Source organism: Aureimonas sp. AU12, assembly GCF_001463705.1.
Taxonomy (GTDB): domain Bacteria; phylum Pseudomonadota; class Alphaproteobacteria; order Rhizobiales; family Rhizobiaceae; genus Aureimonas.
This window is the reverse complement of sequence record NZ_BBWH01000039.1, coordinates 47508-62117: the sequence shown is the minus strand read 5'-3', so window position 1 is coordinate 62117 and position 14610 is coordinate 47508. Positions and strand designations below refer to the sequence as shown.

Annotated in this window: 15 protein-coding genes; 12 read left to right on the top strand and 3 right to left on the bottom strand. The window is 68.6% G+C overall.

Translation table 11 applies throughout. The annotated features are described in order from the left end of the window. Nucleotides 1-166 precede the first annotated feature (166 nt). From AUL33_RS15555 to AUL33_RS15540, 4 genes are all read left to right on the top strand, one after another. Entirely contained in the window at nucleotides 167-562 is a 396-nt protein-coding gene (locus AUL33_RS15555; RefSeq protein ID WP_062210087.1) for a VOC family protein, read from the top strand. 85 nt (nucleotides 563-647) lie between these two features. Beyond that, the gene (locus AUL33_RS15550) at nucleotides 648-1190 is read left to right on the top strand and encodes a gluconate 2-dehydrogenase subunit 3 family protein (RefSeq protein ID WP_062210084.1); all 543 of its coding nucleotides are present in this window, start codon (nucleotides 648-650) and stop codon (nucleotides 1188-1190) included. A gap of 107 nt (nucleotides 1191-1297) precedes the next feature. Beyond that, on the top strand, nucleotides 1298-2866 hold the full coding sequence (locus AUL33_RS15545; protein WP_062210081.1) for a GMC family oxidoreductase: 1569 nt from the start codon (nucleotides 1298-1300) through the stop codon (nucleotides 2864-2866). Between the two features lie 219 nt (nucleotides 2867-3085). Beyond that, the gene (locus AUL33_RS15540; protein WP_062210079.1) at nucleotides 3086-3529 is read left to right on the top strand and encodes a pseudoazurin; all 444 of its coding nucleotides are present in this window, start codon (nucleotides 3086-3088) and stop codon (nucleotides 3527-3529) included. A 92-nt stretch (nucleotides 3530-3621) separates the two neighbouring features. Here the strand turns inward: AUL33_RS15540 and AUL33_RS15535 are convergent, their stop codons facing one another. After that, entirely contained in the window at nucleotides 3622-3915 is a 294-nt protein-coding gene (locus AUL33_RS15535; RefSeq protein ID WP_062210077.1) for a ribbon-helix-helix domain-containing protein, read from the bottom strand. 138 nt (nucleotides 3916-4053) lie between these two features. Between AUL33_RS15535 and pyc the strand changes: the two genes are divergently transcribed. From pyc to AUL33_RS15515, 4 genes are all read left to right on the top strand, one after another. Beyond that, nucleotides 4054-7515, top strand: coding sequence for a pyruvate carboxylase (gene pyc / locus AUL33_RS15530; RefSeq protein WP_062210075.1), 3462 nt, complete (start codon nucleotides 4054-4056; stop codon nucleotides 7513-7515). 112 nt (nucleotides 7516-7627) lie between these two features. Beyond that, entirely contained in the window at nucleotides 7628-8494 is an 867-nt protein-coding gene (locus AUL33_RS15525; protein WP_082652640.1) for a formate/nitrite transporter family protein, read from the top strand. Nucleotides 8495-8616: 122 nt separating this feature from the next. After that, nucleotides 8617-9396, top strand: coding sequence for a DeoR/GlpR family DNA-binding transcription regulator (locus AUL33_RS15520; RefSeq protein WP_062210073.1), 780 nt, complete (start codon nucleotides 8617-8619; stop codon nucleotides 9394-9396). 44 nt (nucleotides 9397-9440) lie between these two features. Next, entirely contained in the window at nucleotides 9441-10670 is a 1230-nt protein-coding gene (locus AUL33_RS15515; protein ID WP_062210071.1) for an MFS transporter, read from the top strand. A gap of 72 nt (nucleotides 10671-10742) precedes the next feature. On the opposite strand, the gene AUL33_RS21705 is transcribed toward AUL33_RS15515, so the two are convergent. After that, nucleotides 10743-10901 carry a DUF3309 family protein gene (locus tag AUL33_RS21705; RefSeq protein WP_082652639.1) on the bottom strand — a complete coding sequence of 53 codons (159 nt, stop codon included), beginning with the start codon at nucleotides 10899-10901 and terminating at the stop codon, nucleotides 10743-10745. A 92-nt stretch (nucleotides 10902-10993) separates the two neighbouring features. Continuing rightward, complete coding sequence (locus AUL33_RS21700) at nucleotides 10994-11152, bottom strand: DUF3309 family protein (protein WP_082652638.1); 159 nt, start codon at nucleotides 11150-11152, stop codon at nucleotides 10994-10996. Nucleotides 11153-11379: 227 nt separating this feature from the next. Here AUL33_RS21700 and ispG point away from each other — a divergent pair, with 227 nt between their 5' ends. The 4 genes from ispG to parT are packed head-to-tail and all read left to right on the top strand — an operon-like array spanning nucleotide 11380 to nucleotide 14589. Next, nucleotides 11380-12666: a flavodoxin-dependent (E)-4-hydroxy-3-methylbut-2-enyl-diphosphate synthase gene (gene ispG, locus AUL33_RS15510; RefSeq protein WP_062210070.1), complete on the top strand. Its 1287-nt coding sequence runs from the start codon at nucleotides 11380-11382 to the stop codon at nucleotides 12664-12666. Nucleotides 12667-12676: 10 nt separating this feature from the next. After that, nucleotides 12677-13555: a lytic transglycosylase domain-containing protein gene (locus AUL33_RS15505; protein ID WP_062210068.1), complete on the top strand. Its 879-nt coding sequence runs from the start codon at nucleotides 12677-12679 to the stop codon at nucleotides 13553-13555. Between the two features lie 39 nt (nucleotides 13556-13594). Beyond that, nucleotides 13595-14107, top strand: a complete 513-nt coding sequence (locus AUL33_RS15500) for an antitoxin Xre/MbcA/ParS toxin-binding domain-containing protein (RefSeq protein ID WP_244492272.1) — start codon at nucleotides 13595-13597, stop codon at nucleotides 14105-14107. Next, on the top strand, nucleotides 14104-14589 hold the full coding sequence (parT, locus tag AUL33_RS15495; RefSeq protein WP_082652637.1) for a type II toxin-antitoxin system Prs ADP-ribosylating toxin ParT: 486 nt from the start codon (nucleotides 14104-14106) through the stop codon (nucleotides 14587-14589). The genes AUL33_RS15500 and parT overlap by 4 nt, the downstream gene beginning before the upstream one ends. The last annotated feature ends 21 nt before the right edge of the window (nucleotides 14590-14610 follow it).

The following is a 14610-nucleotide window of genomic DNA, read 5'->3' as shown; positions in this document are numbered from 1 at the left end:
CCCGTCGCACCCGCGGCGGGCCTCGTTCGTTTGCGCTGCATCAGGGCGTGGGGCGGTGTCGTATCATGCTACTACCCGCCGTAAATTCGCCCGTCCTAGGCTCGTGACATCGACTGAGGGCGTCCACCGGACGGCCTCCTCGGACGGCAAGGGAAAGCCCAGCAGCGTGGCCAAGCTCATTCATTCGATGATCCGGGTTCTCGACGAGACGAGGTCGGTGGGTTTCTATGAGATGGCCTTCGGGCTGGCGGTCGCCGACCGCATCGCCTTCGACGATTTCACCCTCATCTACATGAGCAACGCCGAGAGCGGCTTCGAGCTGGAACTCACCGTCAACAAGGGCCAGTCCGGCCCCTACGACCTCGGCAGCGGCTACGGCCATCTCGCGGTCTCCGTCGGCGATCTCGAGGCCGAGCATGCACGGCTGCGCGCCGCCGGCCTGACGCCAAAGGACATCAAGGTGCTGAACGCCCCCGGCGGCGGCGGGGCCCGCTTCTTCTTCATCGAGGACCCCGACGGCTACAAGATCGAGGTTCTCGAGCGCAGCTGGCGGTTCCGCTAGGCGCGCGGCAACGACAACCGGGGGCGGCCGGCGCTGGGAGGCGTGGACCGGCCGAGCCCCTCGAACGGGAGGCTCGAGACGCACCATGACAGTCCTGCAACCAGCCGTCGGCGGCCTGTCCCGCCGCGGGTTCCTCAAGGGCGCGGCGACCGGCCTTGTCGCGATGTCCATCCTGCCGAGCGGCCTCGTGGTGGGCGAGGCCTTCGCGCAGATGCCGAAGGCGACGAAGCCGGAGACCTTCGCCTCGCTCGTGCAGATGTCGCGCGACTGCTACCCGCACGACCAGATCCCCGACAAGCACTACGCCACCGCGGTCGAGATCATCGACGAGGCGGCGCGCGGCTCGCCCGACCAGCTCGACCTCCTGGAAACCGGGATGGCGGCGTTGAACAAGGCGGCGGCGGCGGCGCACGGCGTGCCCTATGCGCAGGTGAAGGCGGAAGCCGACCGGGTGGCGCTGCTCAAGGCCATCGAGCCCGATCCCTTCTTCCAGAAGGTGCGCGGCAATCTCGTGGTGGGGCTCTACAACCAGAAGGATCTCTGGCCGGTCTTCGGCTACGAGGGCTCGTCCTTCGACAAGGGCGGCTATCTCGAACGCGGCTTCGACGACATCGACTGGCTCGTCTGAGCCGTTCGGAACGCCTCGCCAACTTTCATCCATCAAGCGCCCGCAAGCCGAGACCTCGCGCAAAACAAGACGAGGACGGACCCCGACGGGCGGGGAGGACTCCAACCATGCCCGCACCCTACGATCTCAACGACGACAGCGTGTTCGTCATCGTCGGCTCCGGCGCCGGCGGCGGAACGCTCGGCTCGCAGCTCGCCCTCAAGGGCATCGACACCGTCATCCTCGAGGCCGGCAAGCGGCACGAGACCTGGGACTTCATCAACGACGAGTGGGACAGCTTCGCCCAGCTGGCCTGGACCGACAAGCGGATGACCTCGGGCTCCTGGGCGATCACCAAGAGCTTCCCGAACCTGCCGGCCTGGATCGTCAAGGCGGTGGGCGGCTCCACGGTCCACTGGGCGGGCGCCTCGCTGCGCTTCCAGGAGCACGAGTTCAAGACGCGCACCCATTATGGCGAGTTGGCCGGCGCCAACCTCCTCGACTGGCCGGTGGACCTGAAGGAGATGGAGCCTTGGTATGCGCAGGCGGAGACGCGGATGGGCGTGACGCGCACCAACGGCATTCCCGGCCTGCCCGGCAACAACAACTTCAAGGTGCTGGAGGCCGGCGCCCGCAAGATCGGCTACAAGGAAGTCCACACCGGCAACATGGCGATCAACTCCGAGCCGCGCGACGATCGCGGCTCGTGCATGCAGCTCGGCTTCTGCTTCCAGGGCTGCAAGTCCGGCGCCAAATGGTCGACGCTGGTGGCCGAGATCCCCAAGGGCGAGGCGACCGGGAAGCTGGAAGTGCGGCCGAGCTGTCAGGTGCTGCGCATCGAGCACGACGACTCGGGCAAGGTGACGGGCGTCGTCTACGCGGATGCCGACGGCGTCGAGCAGCGCCAGAAGGCGCGCGCCGTGGCGGTGGCCGGCAATTCGATCGAGAGCCCGCGCCTCCTCCTCAACTCGCATTCGTCGAAGTTCCCCGACGGCCTCGCGAACTCCTCCGGGCAGGTGGGGCGCAATTACATGCGCCACACGACCGGCACGGTGTACGGCCTCTTCGACAAGCCGGTGCACATGTATCGGGGCACGACGATGGCCGGCATCGTGCGCGACGAGGCGCGCCACGACACGAGCCGCGGCTTTGCCGGCGGCTACGAGTTCGAGACGCTGTCGCTCGGCCTGCCCTTCATGGCGGCCTTCCTCGACCCGCTGAAATGGGGCCGCGACTTCTCCGACGCGCTCGACAACTACAAGAACCTCGCGGGCATGTGGATCGTCGGCGAGGACATGCCGCGCGAGGACAACCGGATCACGCTGGCCGAGGAGAAGGACGCCTTCGGCATGCCCGTCGCCTCCGTCAACTTCGACGATCACGAGAACGACACGGCAATGCGCGATCACGCCTACAAGCAGGGCGCCGCCATGTACGATGCGGTCGGCGCGATCCGCACCATCCAGACCCCGCCCTATCCCTCGACCCACAACATGGGCACCAACCGGATGAGCGAGCGGGCACAGGACGGCGTCGTCAACCGCTTCGGCCAGACGCACGACATTCCCAACCTCTTCGTGTCCGACGGCTCGCAGTTCACCACGGGCGCGGCCGAGAACCCGACGCTGACGATCGTCGCCTTGGCGCTGCGCCAGGCCGACCACATCGCCGGCCGTATCGGGCGCGGCGAGTTGTAGCGCCTGCATGTCGCAGCCGCCCGGCGCGGGCGGCTCGCCTCAGCGACGCCGGAGGCGCGGTTTCGCGCCCCGATGTCGCGCCGAGACCGCGTCCGGCTCCTCCCCGTTCGCGGTCTCGGGTCTTGCCCGTCCATGTCGGCGGGGCGCCCCATGCGCTTGGCACGTGCCTCCGGCGCCCGCTTCTCGCACTTTCATGTCAGTCCCACGGAACAGCGTTCGATGACCCTCAAGACACCTCTTCTCGCCGCCCTCGTGCTCTTCGGGTCCGGATTGGCCGCCGAGGCCGCCGATCACGTGGTGCAGATGCTCAATGTCGGCGCCAAGGGGCCGATGGTCTTCGAGCCGGACTTCGTGAAAGCCGCGCCGGGCGATACCGTCACATTCGTGCCGACCCAGCCCGGCCACAATGTCGAGGGGATCAAGGGCATGATGCCGGACGGTGCCGCGCCGTTTCGCGGCGACTTCAACAAGCCCTACACGCTGACCGTCCCGGCCGAGGGGCTCTACGGCGTGAAATGCACACCGCATTACGGGATGGGCATGGTGGCGCTCATCGAGGTCGGCGCGCCCGTCAATCTCGAGGCCGCCAAGGCGGTGAAGCATCCCGGCAAGGCGCAGCCCGTCTTCACCGGACTGCTGGCGCAGGTGGCCGCCGGCGGCTGACGGGAGCCAAGCGGGATCGGTCGGGGCGCAAGGGGGTGCACCGAATGCCGCATCTCGGCGGTTCGGTGCGCCTTCGGTTCAGGTCGGCACGATCAGGCGGCGACCCGCACCGGGGCACCCACGGCGCCCTGCCGCTCGGCCTGCTGCAGGCAGGCGCAGCGCAGGAGCGAGGTGAAGTTGCGGGCCTCGCCGTGGAGATCCAGCACCTCGTCGTAGAGAACCGTCAGGAAACGCGGCAGCGACATGCCCTGCGAGCGCGCCAGCTCTTCGAGAGCCCGCCAGTACACGGCTTCGAGCCGGATCGAGGTCGCGTGACCACCCAGGCGCACCGAGCGCGTCTCGCCCTCGTATTCGCTGACGGGAATCCCCGAGAAGAGGTGGCACATGGACGATCCTCCGAGAGGCTGGAATGATTCCAGTATGAAGAGTTTATCGCCCGATACAATCGACGGCTCGTGCTGCATTGCAACGCGCGGAAACTTGGCGTTCACTCTCGTCCCGGTGCAGCGTACGGGAGAACGGCCATGACGATTCGCAAAATTCTGGTCGCCAACCGGTCGGAGATCGCGATCCGGGTGTTCCGGGCGGCCAACGAGTTGGGCATCACCACCGTCGCGATCTGGGCCGAAGAGGACAAGTACGCCCTCCACCGCTTCAAGGCCGACGAGAGCTATCCGATCGGGCGCGGCGCCCATCTGGCGCGCGACCTCGGGCCGATCGAGAGCTATCTGTCGATCGAGGAGGTGATCCGGGTCGCCAAGCTCTCGGGCGCCGACGCCATCCATCCCGGCTACGGCCTCCTGTCGGAGAGCCCCGAATTCGCCGACGCCTGCGCCGAGGCCGGCATCACCTTCATCGGCCCCTCGCCGGACACGATGCGCCGCCTCGGCAACAAGGTGGCCGCGCGCAATCTCGCGATCGAGGTCGGCGTGCCCGTGGTGCCCGCCACCGAACCGCTGCCCGACGACATGGACGAGGTTCGTCGCCTCGCCGAGACCGTCGGCTATCCGATCATGCTGAAGGCCTCCTGGGGCGGGGGCGGGCGCGGCATGCGCGCCATCCGCAAGCCCGAGGACCTCGCCCGCGAGGTGACCGAGGCCAAGCGCGAGGCGATGGCCGCCTTCGGCAAGGACGAGGTCTATCTGGAAAAGCTCGTCGAGCGCGCCCGGCATGTCGAGGTGCAGATCCTCGGCGACACCCACGGCAACGTGGTCGATCTCTTCGAGCGCGACTGCTCGATCCAGCGCCGCAACCAGAAGGTCGTGGAACGGGCCCCCGCACCCTACCTGAACGACGCGCAGCGCCGGGAACTCGCGGCCTATGCGCGCAAGATCTGCTCGGCGACGGACTATGTCGGCGCCGGCACGGTCGAGTTCCTGATGGATGCCGACACCGGCTCCTTCTACTTCATCGAGGTGAACCCGCGCATCCAGGTCGAGCACACCGTGACCGAGCAGGTGACGGGCATCGACATCGTCAAGGCGCAGATCCACATCCTCGACGGTCATGCGATCGGCACGCCGGAATCGGGCGTGCCGGCGCAGGCCGACATCCGCCTCAACGGCCATGCCCTGCAGTGCCGCATCACCACCGAGGATCCCGAGCAGAACTTCATTCCCGACTACGGGCGGATCACCGCCTATCGCGGCGCCACCGGCTTCGGCATCCGGCTCGACGGCGGCACGGCGTATTCGGGCGCGATCATCACCCGCTTCTACGACCCGCTGCTCGAAAAGATCACGGCCTGGGCGCCCTCGCCGGAAGAGGCGATCGCGCGCATGCACCGCGCGCTGCGCGAGTTCCGCATCCGGGGCGTGGCGACGAACCTGACCTTCCTCGAAGCGATCATCACGCATCCGGCCTTTGCCGACAACAGCTACACGACGCGCTTCATCGACACGACGCCGGAACTCTTCGCGCAGGTGAAGCGCCGCGACCGCGCGACCAAGCTCCTCACTTATCTCGCCGACGTCACCGTCAACGGTCATCCCGAGACGAAGAGCCGGCCGCGACCGGCCGCCGACGCGCGCCGCCCGATGGCGCCGGTCTTCGAGGGCCCGATCCAGCCGGGATCGCGCCAGCGCCTCGACGAGCTCGGCCCGCGGGGCTTTGCCGACTGGATGCTGGCCGAGAAGGCCGTGCTCGTCACCGACACGACGATGCGCGACGGCCACCAGTCGCTGCTGGCCACCCGCGTGCGCACTCACGATATCGCCGGCATCGCCGACGCCTATGCCCGCGCCCTGCCGCAACTCCTGTCGCTCGAATGCTGGGGCGGCGCCACGTTCGACGTCGCCATGCGCTTCCTCACCGAGGACCCCTGGGAGCGTCTGGCGCTGGTGCGCGAGCGCGCACCCAACATCCTTCTCCAGATGCTGCTGCGCGGCTCCAACGGCGTCGGCTACACCAACTATCCCGACAACGTAGTGAAGCGCTTCGTCGCGGAGGCCGCGAAAGGCGGGGTCGATCTCTTCCGCGTCTTCGACTGCCTCAACTGGACCGAGAACATGCGCGTCTCCATCGACGCGGTGCTTGAGGAGGGCAAGCTCTGCGAGGGGGCGATCTGCTACACCGGCGATCTCTTCGACTCGGCGCGGCCCAAGTACGATCTGAAATACTACGTGGCGCTGGCCAAGGAGATGGAGCGGGCGGGCGCCCACATCCTCGGCCTCAAGGACATGGCGGGCCTCCTGAAGCCTGCCGCGGCGCGCGTGCTGGTCAAGGCGCTGAAGGAGGAAGTGGGCCTGCCCGTCCATTTCCACACCCACGACACGTCCGGCATCGCGGCCGCGACGATCCTCGCCGCCGTGGAAGCCGGGGTCGACGCCGTGGACGCGGCGATGGACGCGTTTTCCGGCAACACCTCGCAGGCGTGCCTCGGTTCCCTCAACGAGGCGCTGCGGGGCTCCGAGCGTGATCCCGGCCTCAGCCAGTCGGCGATCCGGCGCATTTCCTTCTATTGGGAGACGGTGCGCAATCAGTATGTCGCCTTCGAGAGCGACCTCAAGGGCCCGGCCTCCGAGGTCTATCTCCACGAGATGCCCGGCGGCCAGTTCACCAACCTGAAGGAGCAGGCGCGCTCGCTCGGCCTCGACACGCGCTGGCACGAGGTGGCGCAGACCTATGCCGACGCCAACCGGATGTTCGGCGACATCGTCAAGGTGACGCCCTCCTCGAAGGTCGTCGGCGACATGGCGCTGATGATGGTGGCGCAGGACCTGACCGTCGCCGACGTCGAGAACCCGGCCAAGGACATCGCCTTCCCCGATTCCGTGGTGGCGATGCTGCGCGGCGATCTCGGCCAGCCCCCCGGCGGCTGGCCGGCGGGCCTGCAGGCCAAGGCCCTGAAGGGCGAAACGCCGATCACGGTTCGGCCGGGCTCGCTGATCCCGGCGGCCGACCTCGAAGCCGAGCGCGCGGGGATCACGGAAAAGCTCGGGCGCGACGTCACCGACACCGAGTTCGCCTCCTATCTCATGTATCCCAAGGTCTTCACCGACTTCGCCTTCGCCGCCGAGACCTACGGTCCCGTCTCGACCCTGCCGACGCCGAACTACTTCTACGGGCTGGAGACCGAGGAGGAGGTGCTCGTCGACATCGAGCGCGGCAAGACGCTGGTGATCCGGTGCCTCGGCTTCGGTGAGACCGACGCGCAGGGCATGCGCACCGTCTTCTTCGAGATGAACGGCCAGCCGCGCCGCGTGAAGGTGCCCGACCGGGCGCGGGCCGGGGGTGCCGGTGCGGCCCGCCCGAAGGCGGAGGTCGGCAATGCCGGCCATGTCGGCGCGCCGATGCCGGGCGTCGTCTCGACGCTGGCGGTGGCGGCGGGCCAGGCGGTGAAGGCCGGCGACGTGCTCCTTTCCATCGAGGCGATGAAGATGGAGACGGCGCTCCATGCCGAGCGCGACGGCACGATCGAGGCGGTGCATGTGAAGACCGGCGACCAGATCGACGCCAAGGATCTCCTCGTCATCTTCGCGCCCTGAACGGTCCCGGCCGGCCCTTGTGGCCGGCAGGCTCGTCGCCTTGGGATCTCGCCCCATCTTCCTGCTCTGACGCGCCCGAACGGGCGCCCGGTGCACAAGGGAGCTTTGAGGGATGGCGAGCGAGACCGAGGGCAAGACCGCGCCACCCAGCGTGATCGTCAAGGATGCCGCGCCTGCCGAGGCGGCGAAGATCGCCCTCGACTATCTCTCCGGCAAGGTGAAGAAGCCGGCCGGCGACGTGCTGCTTCTGGCCATCCTCGCGGGCGCGTACATCGCCTTCGGCTCGATCCTCTACATCGTGACCTCGGCCGGCGGCGGAGGGTTTTCCGGGCCGGGGCATCTTCTGGCGGGGGCCAGCTTCGCGGTCGGCCTCGTGCTCGTGGTGGTGGCCGGCGCCGAACTCTTCACCGGCGACACGATGCTCGTCATCAACCGGGTCCGCGACACGCTGGACGCCGGAACCATGTGGCGCTTCTGGGCGCTCGTCTACGGCGGCAACCTTCTCGGCGCGCTGCTGATCGCAGCGCTCTTCGTGGCGGCGGGCGGGCATCTGCCGGGGGAGGGCGCGGTCGGCCTCAGCGCCCTGGAGATCGCGGCGACGAAGACCGGCAAGGGCTGGGTGGCGTTGCTGGCCGGCGGCATCCTCGCCAACATGCTGGTGTGCCTGGCGATCTGGGTGACGCAGGCCGCCCGCACCGTGCCCGGCAAGATCGCCGCGCTCCTGTTACCGGTCGCCGCCTTCGTCGCCGCCGGCTTCGAGCACTCGATCGCCAACATGTCGATCATTCCGATCGCCCTCTTCATCAAGGCTTTCGCCGCGCCGGAGTTCTGGACCGGCATCGCCCACAGCGCGGCGGACTTCCCGAGCATCACGCTCGGTGGTCTCCTCTGGAACCTCCTGTTCGTCACGATCGGCAACATCCTCGGCGGCGCCTCGATCGGCATCGCCTACTGGTACGCCTACCTCAAGGAGCGTTGAGCCGGGCCGGGCGCGGACGTCGCGGCGGGTACACGCGACCGCGCCTGACCTTCAACGTTCCGTTGATCTCCGCCGTCAAATCGTGCATGAACGTGCAGATTCGAATGACAACCGGCGGGGCCATGTCCGATCTCCTCCTGACGCGCCAGAGACAGGACGTCATCCGCGACCGGCTCGCCGCGGACGGGCGCGTCGTCGCCGCAGCGCTCGCCCGCGAGTTCCGCGTCTCCGAGGACACCGTGCGCCGGGACCTGCGCGAAATGGCCGCCGCCGGCCTCTGCGAGCGCGTCTATGGCGGCGCGTTGCCCGTGGCGCCGAGCACGGGCACGCTCGTTCAGCGCCAGGGGCAGGACGGCGACGCCAAGCGCGCGCTCGCCAGGGCCGCCGCCGGCTTCCTCACCGGCGGAATGACGATCTTCATCGACGCCGGCTCCACCAACGCCGCCGTCGCCGCCGCGCTGCCTAGCGGCGGACGGTTCACGGTGGTGACGAATGCGCCGGCCATCGCGATGGCCATCATCCCGCGCGCCGGCGTCGAGACCGTCCTCGTCGGCGGGCGCTACGATCCCGTGATCGGCGCGTGCCTCGGCGCTCGCGCCGTCAGCGACGCCGAGGGGTTTCGCGCCGACCTGATGATCCTCGGCGCCTGCGGCATCGATGCCCGCGCGGGGATCACCGCCTTCAGCCAGGACGAGGCCGAGTTCAAGCGGCGCGTCGCGGCCGCCGCCGGGGCCGTCATGGTGGTCGCCACGCGCGACAAGCTCGGCACCGCCGCGCCCTTTGCCGTCCTGCCCGTTGCCGGCCTCACCCGCCTCGTCACCGATGCCGGCGGCGACGAGACGCTGCTCGGCGCTCTCGCTCATGCCGGAACCGACATCGTGCGCGTGCCCCTGCCGCGCTGACGCCGTCCGCCGCGTTCTTCCAGACCTTCGAAAGCCGATTCCCCATGGCCGCCCCGACCTCGTTTCCGCCGAGCCGCATCGCCGTCTCGCTCGCCTTCCTCGTCAACGGCTTCGTGCTCGGCAACTGGACGCCGCAGGTGCCGGTGCAGGCCGAGCGTCTGGGATTGACGGAAAGCCGGCTCGGTCTCCTCATCCTCGCGCTGGGCGTCGGCGCGGTGGTGGCGATGCCGATCGTCGGCGCCGCGATCTCGCGCTTCGGTTCGCGCCGGCCGGTGCTTCTCTGTCAGGCGCTCCTGGCCTTCGCGCTGCTGGCGCTCGCCCTCTCGCCGAGCCCGGCGCTGGCGGCGGCCGCTGTGTTCTTCTTCGGCATGACGATGGGCGGCATGGACGTGGCGATGAACGCCAACGCCGTCGCGGTGGAGCGCCGCCTTCCGAAGGCGATGATGTCGTCCTGCCACGGCTTCTGGTCGATCGGCGGCTTTGCGGGGGCCGCCATCGGCGGGCCGCTCATCGCACTCGTCGGCTCGGTCTGGCACACGGCGATCGTCGGGGCGGTGGTGCTCGTGGCGCTCGTCCCGATCTCACGGGCGCTGCGCGAGGACCACGGCGACGCCCCGACGGGCGCCGTGCCGCAGGTCGGCGGCGGGCACGCGGCGCTTGCGCTCGGCGGCCGGCGGACGGCGGTGCTGGCGGCGGTCGCGATCGGCGCCTGCGCGCTGTTCGGCATGGTGCCGGAAGGCGCGACGATCGACTGGAGCGCGATCTACCTGCGGCAGGATCTCGGCGCCGACGTCGTGAGTTCGGGCTTCGCCTTCGCGGCCTTCTCGGCGACGATGGCGCTGTTCCGCTTCTTCGGCGACGGGATCCGCGACCGGCTGGGTGCGGTGGCCACCGTGCGTGTCTCCGTCGGGTTCGGCATCGCGGGGCTTCTGGTGGTGGCGCTGGCGCCCGGCCTGCCGCTGGCGCTCCTGGGGTTCGCCATCCTCGGCGTCGGCCTCTCCAACCTCGTGCCCATCGCCTTCTCGGCGGCCGGCAACATCGAGGGCCTGAAGCCCGGCATCGCCATCTCGATCGCCACGACGATCGGCTACAGCGGCATTCTCATCGCGCCCTCGGCGATCGGCTTCTTCGCCGAGCATTTCGGCTTCCCGCCGGTCTTCCTGGCGCTGTGCGCCTGTCTCGTCCTGATCTTCCTGCTCTCCGGCCTGATGCGCGGGGCGGATCGGGCCGCTGCGGAGGCGACCGCAAGCCCGGCCCGCGTGGCGGCGGACTGATCCGCCGCCACGCCAAGCAAGGCCACAAGCAAGGCCAGCAGGCGGCGGACTGATCCGCCGCCTGCTGGCCTGCTAGATGCGGCCCATGAGGAACAGGATCAGCACGACTACGAGCAGGAAGCCCAGGATGCCGCTCGGCCCGTATCCCCAGGAGCGCGAGTGGCCCCAAGAGGGCAACGCGCCGATGAGAAGGAGGATAAGGACGATCAGAAGAATGGTGCCGATGGACATCGATGTAACTCCGGTGTGAACGCGTTCCTTCGCCGCCAAAACGGTAAGGACACCACACGGTTCCCCAAAGATGCCACATTTCGTCGCAGCGCTCAGATGAGCAGCGTCACCCATCCGAGGATGACCACCGTGAAGGCGATCGCGAAGCTCATCGCCGGCCGGTAGCTCCAGCCGCGCGACCACGGCCAGACCGGAAGCAGCGCGACGAGCATCAGGAGAAGGAAGAGGGCGAAGGCGGGACCGATCGGCAAGGGACCTCCGGGTTCGAAAAACTCTGGACGCCGCCGATTGGCAGGGCGAGCGCGCGCAATCAAGTCGCCGCCGTCATGCTCGCGACAAGTTGCGACGCTTCAATGGATCGTTCGAGCAGCTCCTCCCTCGTCTTCGTTGACAAGGACGCGGGGCAGGATAGACCTCGCCCAGACGCCTGCCCCCATTTGCCTGCCCGCCAACGTCTCGCCCAACCGGACCCGAACCGATGACCCTGCAAGCTCCGATCGAACCCGTTCTCGTCGATCCGCTGCCGCGTCGCGGCACCGTGTCGGTCGATGTCGGCGGGGTTCTCGTCGGCGGCACGGCGCCGGTGGTGGTGCAGTCGATGACGAACACCGATACGGCCGATGTCGACGGCACGGTGCGGCAGGTGGCGGAACTCGCCCGCGCCGGCTCTGAGATCGTGCGCATCACCGTCGACCGCAACGAGTCGGCCGCCGCCGTGCCGCGCATCCGCGAGCGTCTGGATCGGCTCGGCGTGACCGTGCCGCTCGTCGGCGATTTCCATTATATCGGCCACAAGCTCCTGGCCGACTATCCCGACTGCGCTGCCGCGCTCGCCAAGTACCGCATCAATCCCGGCAATGTCGGCTTCAAGGACAAGAAGGACCGCCAGTTCGTCGAGATCGTCGAGATGGCGATCCGGCACGACAAGCCGGTGCGCATCGGCGTCAACTGGGGCTCGCTCGATCAGGACCTGCTGACGCGGCTGATGGACCAGAATTCGCTCCTGTCGAACCCGCTGCCGGCCCGCGCGGTGATGCGCGAGGCGATCGTTCAGTCGGCGCTGCTCTCGGCCGAGCTCGCCGAGGAGACGGGCCTCGCGCGCGATCGGATCATCCTCTCAGCCAAGGTCTCGAACGTCCAGGATCTCATCGCCGTCTACCGCGACCTCTCGCGCCGCACCGACCATTGCATCCATCTCGGCCTGACCGAGGCCGGCATGGGCTCGAAGGGCATCGTCGCGTCGTCTGCCGCGATGGGCATCCTCCTGCAGGAAGGGATCGGCGACACGATCCGCGTCTCGCTGACGCCCGAGCCCGGCGGCGACCGCACGAAGGAGGTGCAGGTCGCGCAGGAGATCCTGCAGACGATGGGCTTCCGCCAGTTCATCCCGATCGTCGCGGCCTGCCCCGGCTGCGGGCGCACCACATCGACCCTCTTCCAGCAGCTCGCCGAGACGATCCAGACCGACATCCGCACCAACATGCCGGTCTGGCGCGAGCGCTATCCCGGCGTCGAGGCGCTGACGGTCGCGGTGATGGGCTGCATCGTCAACGGTCCCGGCGAATCCAAGCACGCCGATATCGGCATCTCGCTGCCCGGCACCGCCGAGGTGCCCTCGGCGCCCGTCTACATGGACGGCACGAAGGTCGCGACGCTGCGCGGGGCCCGGATCGCCGAGGATTTCCATGAGATGGTGCTCGCCTATATCGAGCGCCGCTTCGGGCGTCCCGCGACCGCTGTCGCCTCCATCGCTGCCGCCGAGTGAGGGCGGGCGCATGAGCGCGGGCGAGCGCCGCCGGCGGGCGCGCTGTTTCAAAGTGGGGCTGGTCGCACTCGCTGGCCTCGTCGCCCTGCCGGCTCGTGCTGAGCAGCCCGAAAAGGCCGCCGATCCGCGCGTCAGCGCGATCTGCGATCTCATCGCCGAGAACGCCGGCAAGGTCGGCATGCCCCCGGAATTCTTCGCGCGGCTGATCTGGAAGGAATCGCGCTTCGACGAGGGCGCGCGCTCGCCGGTGGGTGCGCAGGGCATCGCCCAGTTCATGCCCTATACGGCCAAGGAGCGCGGTCTCGCCGACCCCTACGACAAGACACAGGCGATCTACCACTCCGCCACCTACCTGCGCGACCTTCGCTCCGAACTCGGCTCCTGGGGCCTGGCGGCGGCGGCCTACAATGGCGGGATCAACCGGGTGAAGCGCTGGATGAACGCGGGCGGGCGCCTGCCCTACGAGACCGAAGACTACGTCCTCTCGATCACCGCGCAGCCGGCGGCCTGGTTTCGCGACGAGCGGCGCGAGGCCGAGGTCCTGCCGCTGGTGAAGGATCTCGATTTCGCGAGCGCCTGTCGCAAGCTGCCGGTGCTCTCGACGCGCGCCGTCTTCGCGGTCGCCGAGTCCGCGCCGATGCGCCCCTGGGGCGTGCAGGTGGCCGGCCATCCGAACGAGGCGATCGCGGTGCGCCTCTATCGCAAGCTGCAGGACCGCTATCCCGGCGTCCTCGGCGGCGTCGAGCCCATCGTCATGCGCACCCGCCCGATCTCCGGCCCCCGCCGCATCACCGCCGTGCGCATCGGCGCCGACTCGCGCGGACAGGCCAACAGCTTCTGCACGAAGTACCGCGCGGCCGGCGGCGACTGCGTGGTGATGCGCAACTGAGACTTGCCTGACACGGGGCGGCTTTGACCGGCTGCTCTTTTGCGCTACATCTTTGCTCAAAGGAGCAGAGCCATGGTCGAAATCACTGCCAAGCGTATCACGGCCGATGGCCCCGATACGGCAGCGTTTGCCTATGTCGAACTCTACAGGGCGTCGCCGCTCGATCGCATCGGCGTCATCAAGGCCGGGGTCTCCGCCCGCAAGGTCAAAAATTTCGTCATCGAATTCCATCTCGATCAACGGGTGATGTTCGACGCGCTCAATCTCAAGACCGCGACGGTCAACAAGAAGGCGGCCCGGGACGAGCGGCTGTCGCCGGAGGACAGCGAGCGCGTGGTCGGCCTTGCCAAGCTGGTGGGGCAGATCGAGGCGATGATGGAGGCGTCCGGCGATGGCGAAGGGTTCGACGCCCGGGAATGGTTGTCCCGGTGGCTGCGCGAGCCGCTGCCCGCCTTCGGTGGCGGCAAGCCGATGGATCTCTTGGACACGATGGAGGGACAGGCTCTCGTCTCGCGAGCGCTTGCCCAGATCGAGAGCGGAGCCTATGCGTGAGCCGATGGCTCTGGCGGATCGGGACCGATACCCGAATCTATGAGGCCGACGACATGTCCGGCACGGGTGCCAGACTTTCGGGCGGTCGATGGAACGAGGTCGGCACCGCGATGGTCTATGCCGCCAGCAGCCGCGCGTTGGCCTGCCTCGAGACCATCGTTCACCTCAATGCCGGCGGCCTTCCGCTCAATCGCTATCTCGTCGAGATCGAGGTTCCCGACGACGTCTGGGATGCCGCCGAAATCGCCGATTCTGCGACGCTCGGCATCGGCTGGGATGCCGAGCCGGCGGGACGGGTCAGCGCGTCTTTCGGCACGAACTGGGTCGCCGCGAACCGCACCGCGTTGCTTCTGGTCCCTTCGGTCATCGTGCCCGAGGAGCAGAACGCCCTCGTGAACCCGTCGCATCCCGACGCCAGGCGCATCGGCGTGCGCAAGGTGCGACGGTGGCTGTACGATCCGCGGCTCGTTCGCAGCCCCTGACCGGAACGAGCGGATCCGGTC

Bases quoted from the DNA above. Each gene is read 5' to 3' on its own strand.
- AUL33_RS21705 (WP_082652639.1), bottom strand. From the start codon at position 10,901: ATGTCCATCGGCACCATTCTTCTGATCGTCCTTATCCTCCTTCTCATC.
- AUL33_RS15515 (WP_062210071.1), top strand. From the start codon at position 9,441: ATGGCCGCCCCGACCTCGTTTCCGCCGAGCCGCATCGCCGTCTCGCTC.
- AUL33_RS15505 (WP_062210068.1), top strand. From the start codon at position 12,677: ATGAGCGCGGGCGAGCGCCGCCGGCGGGCGCGCTGTTTCAAAGTGGGG.
- pyc (WP_062210075.1), top strand. From the start codon at position 4,054: ATGACGATTCGCAAAATTCTGGTCGCCAACCGGTCGGAGATCGCGATC.
- AUL33_RS15525 (WP_082652640.1), top strand. From the start codon at position 7,628: ATGGCGAGCGAGACCGAGGGCAAGACCGCGCCACCCAGCGTGATCGTC.
- AUL33_RS15550 (WP_062210084.1), top strand. From the start codon at position 648: ATGACAGTCCTGCAACCAGCCGTCGGCGGCCTGTCCCGCCGCGGGTTC.
- AUL33_RS15520 (WP_062210073.1), top strand. From the start codon at position 8,617: ATGTCCGATCTCCTCCTGACGCGCCAGAGACAGGACGTCATCCGCGAC.
- AUL33_RS15545 (WP_062210081.1), top strand. From the start codon at position 1,298: ATGCCCGCACCCTACGATCTCAACGACGACAGCGTGTTCGTCATCGTC.
- ispG (WP_062210070.1), top strand. From the start codon at position 11,380: ATGACCCTGCAAGCTCCGATCGAACCCGTTCTCGTCGATCCGCTGCCG.
- AUL33_RS15540 (WP_062210079.1), top strand. From the start codon at position 3,086: ATGACCCTCAAGACACCTCTTCTCGCCGCCCTCGTGCTCTTCGGGTCC.
- AUL33_RS15535 (WP_062210077.1), bottom strand. From the start codon at position 3,915: ATGTGCCACCTCTTCTCGGGGATTCCCGTCAGCGAATACGAGGGCGAG.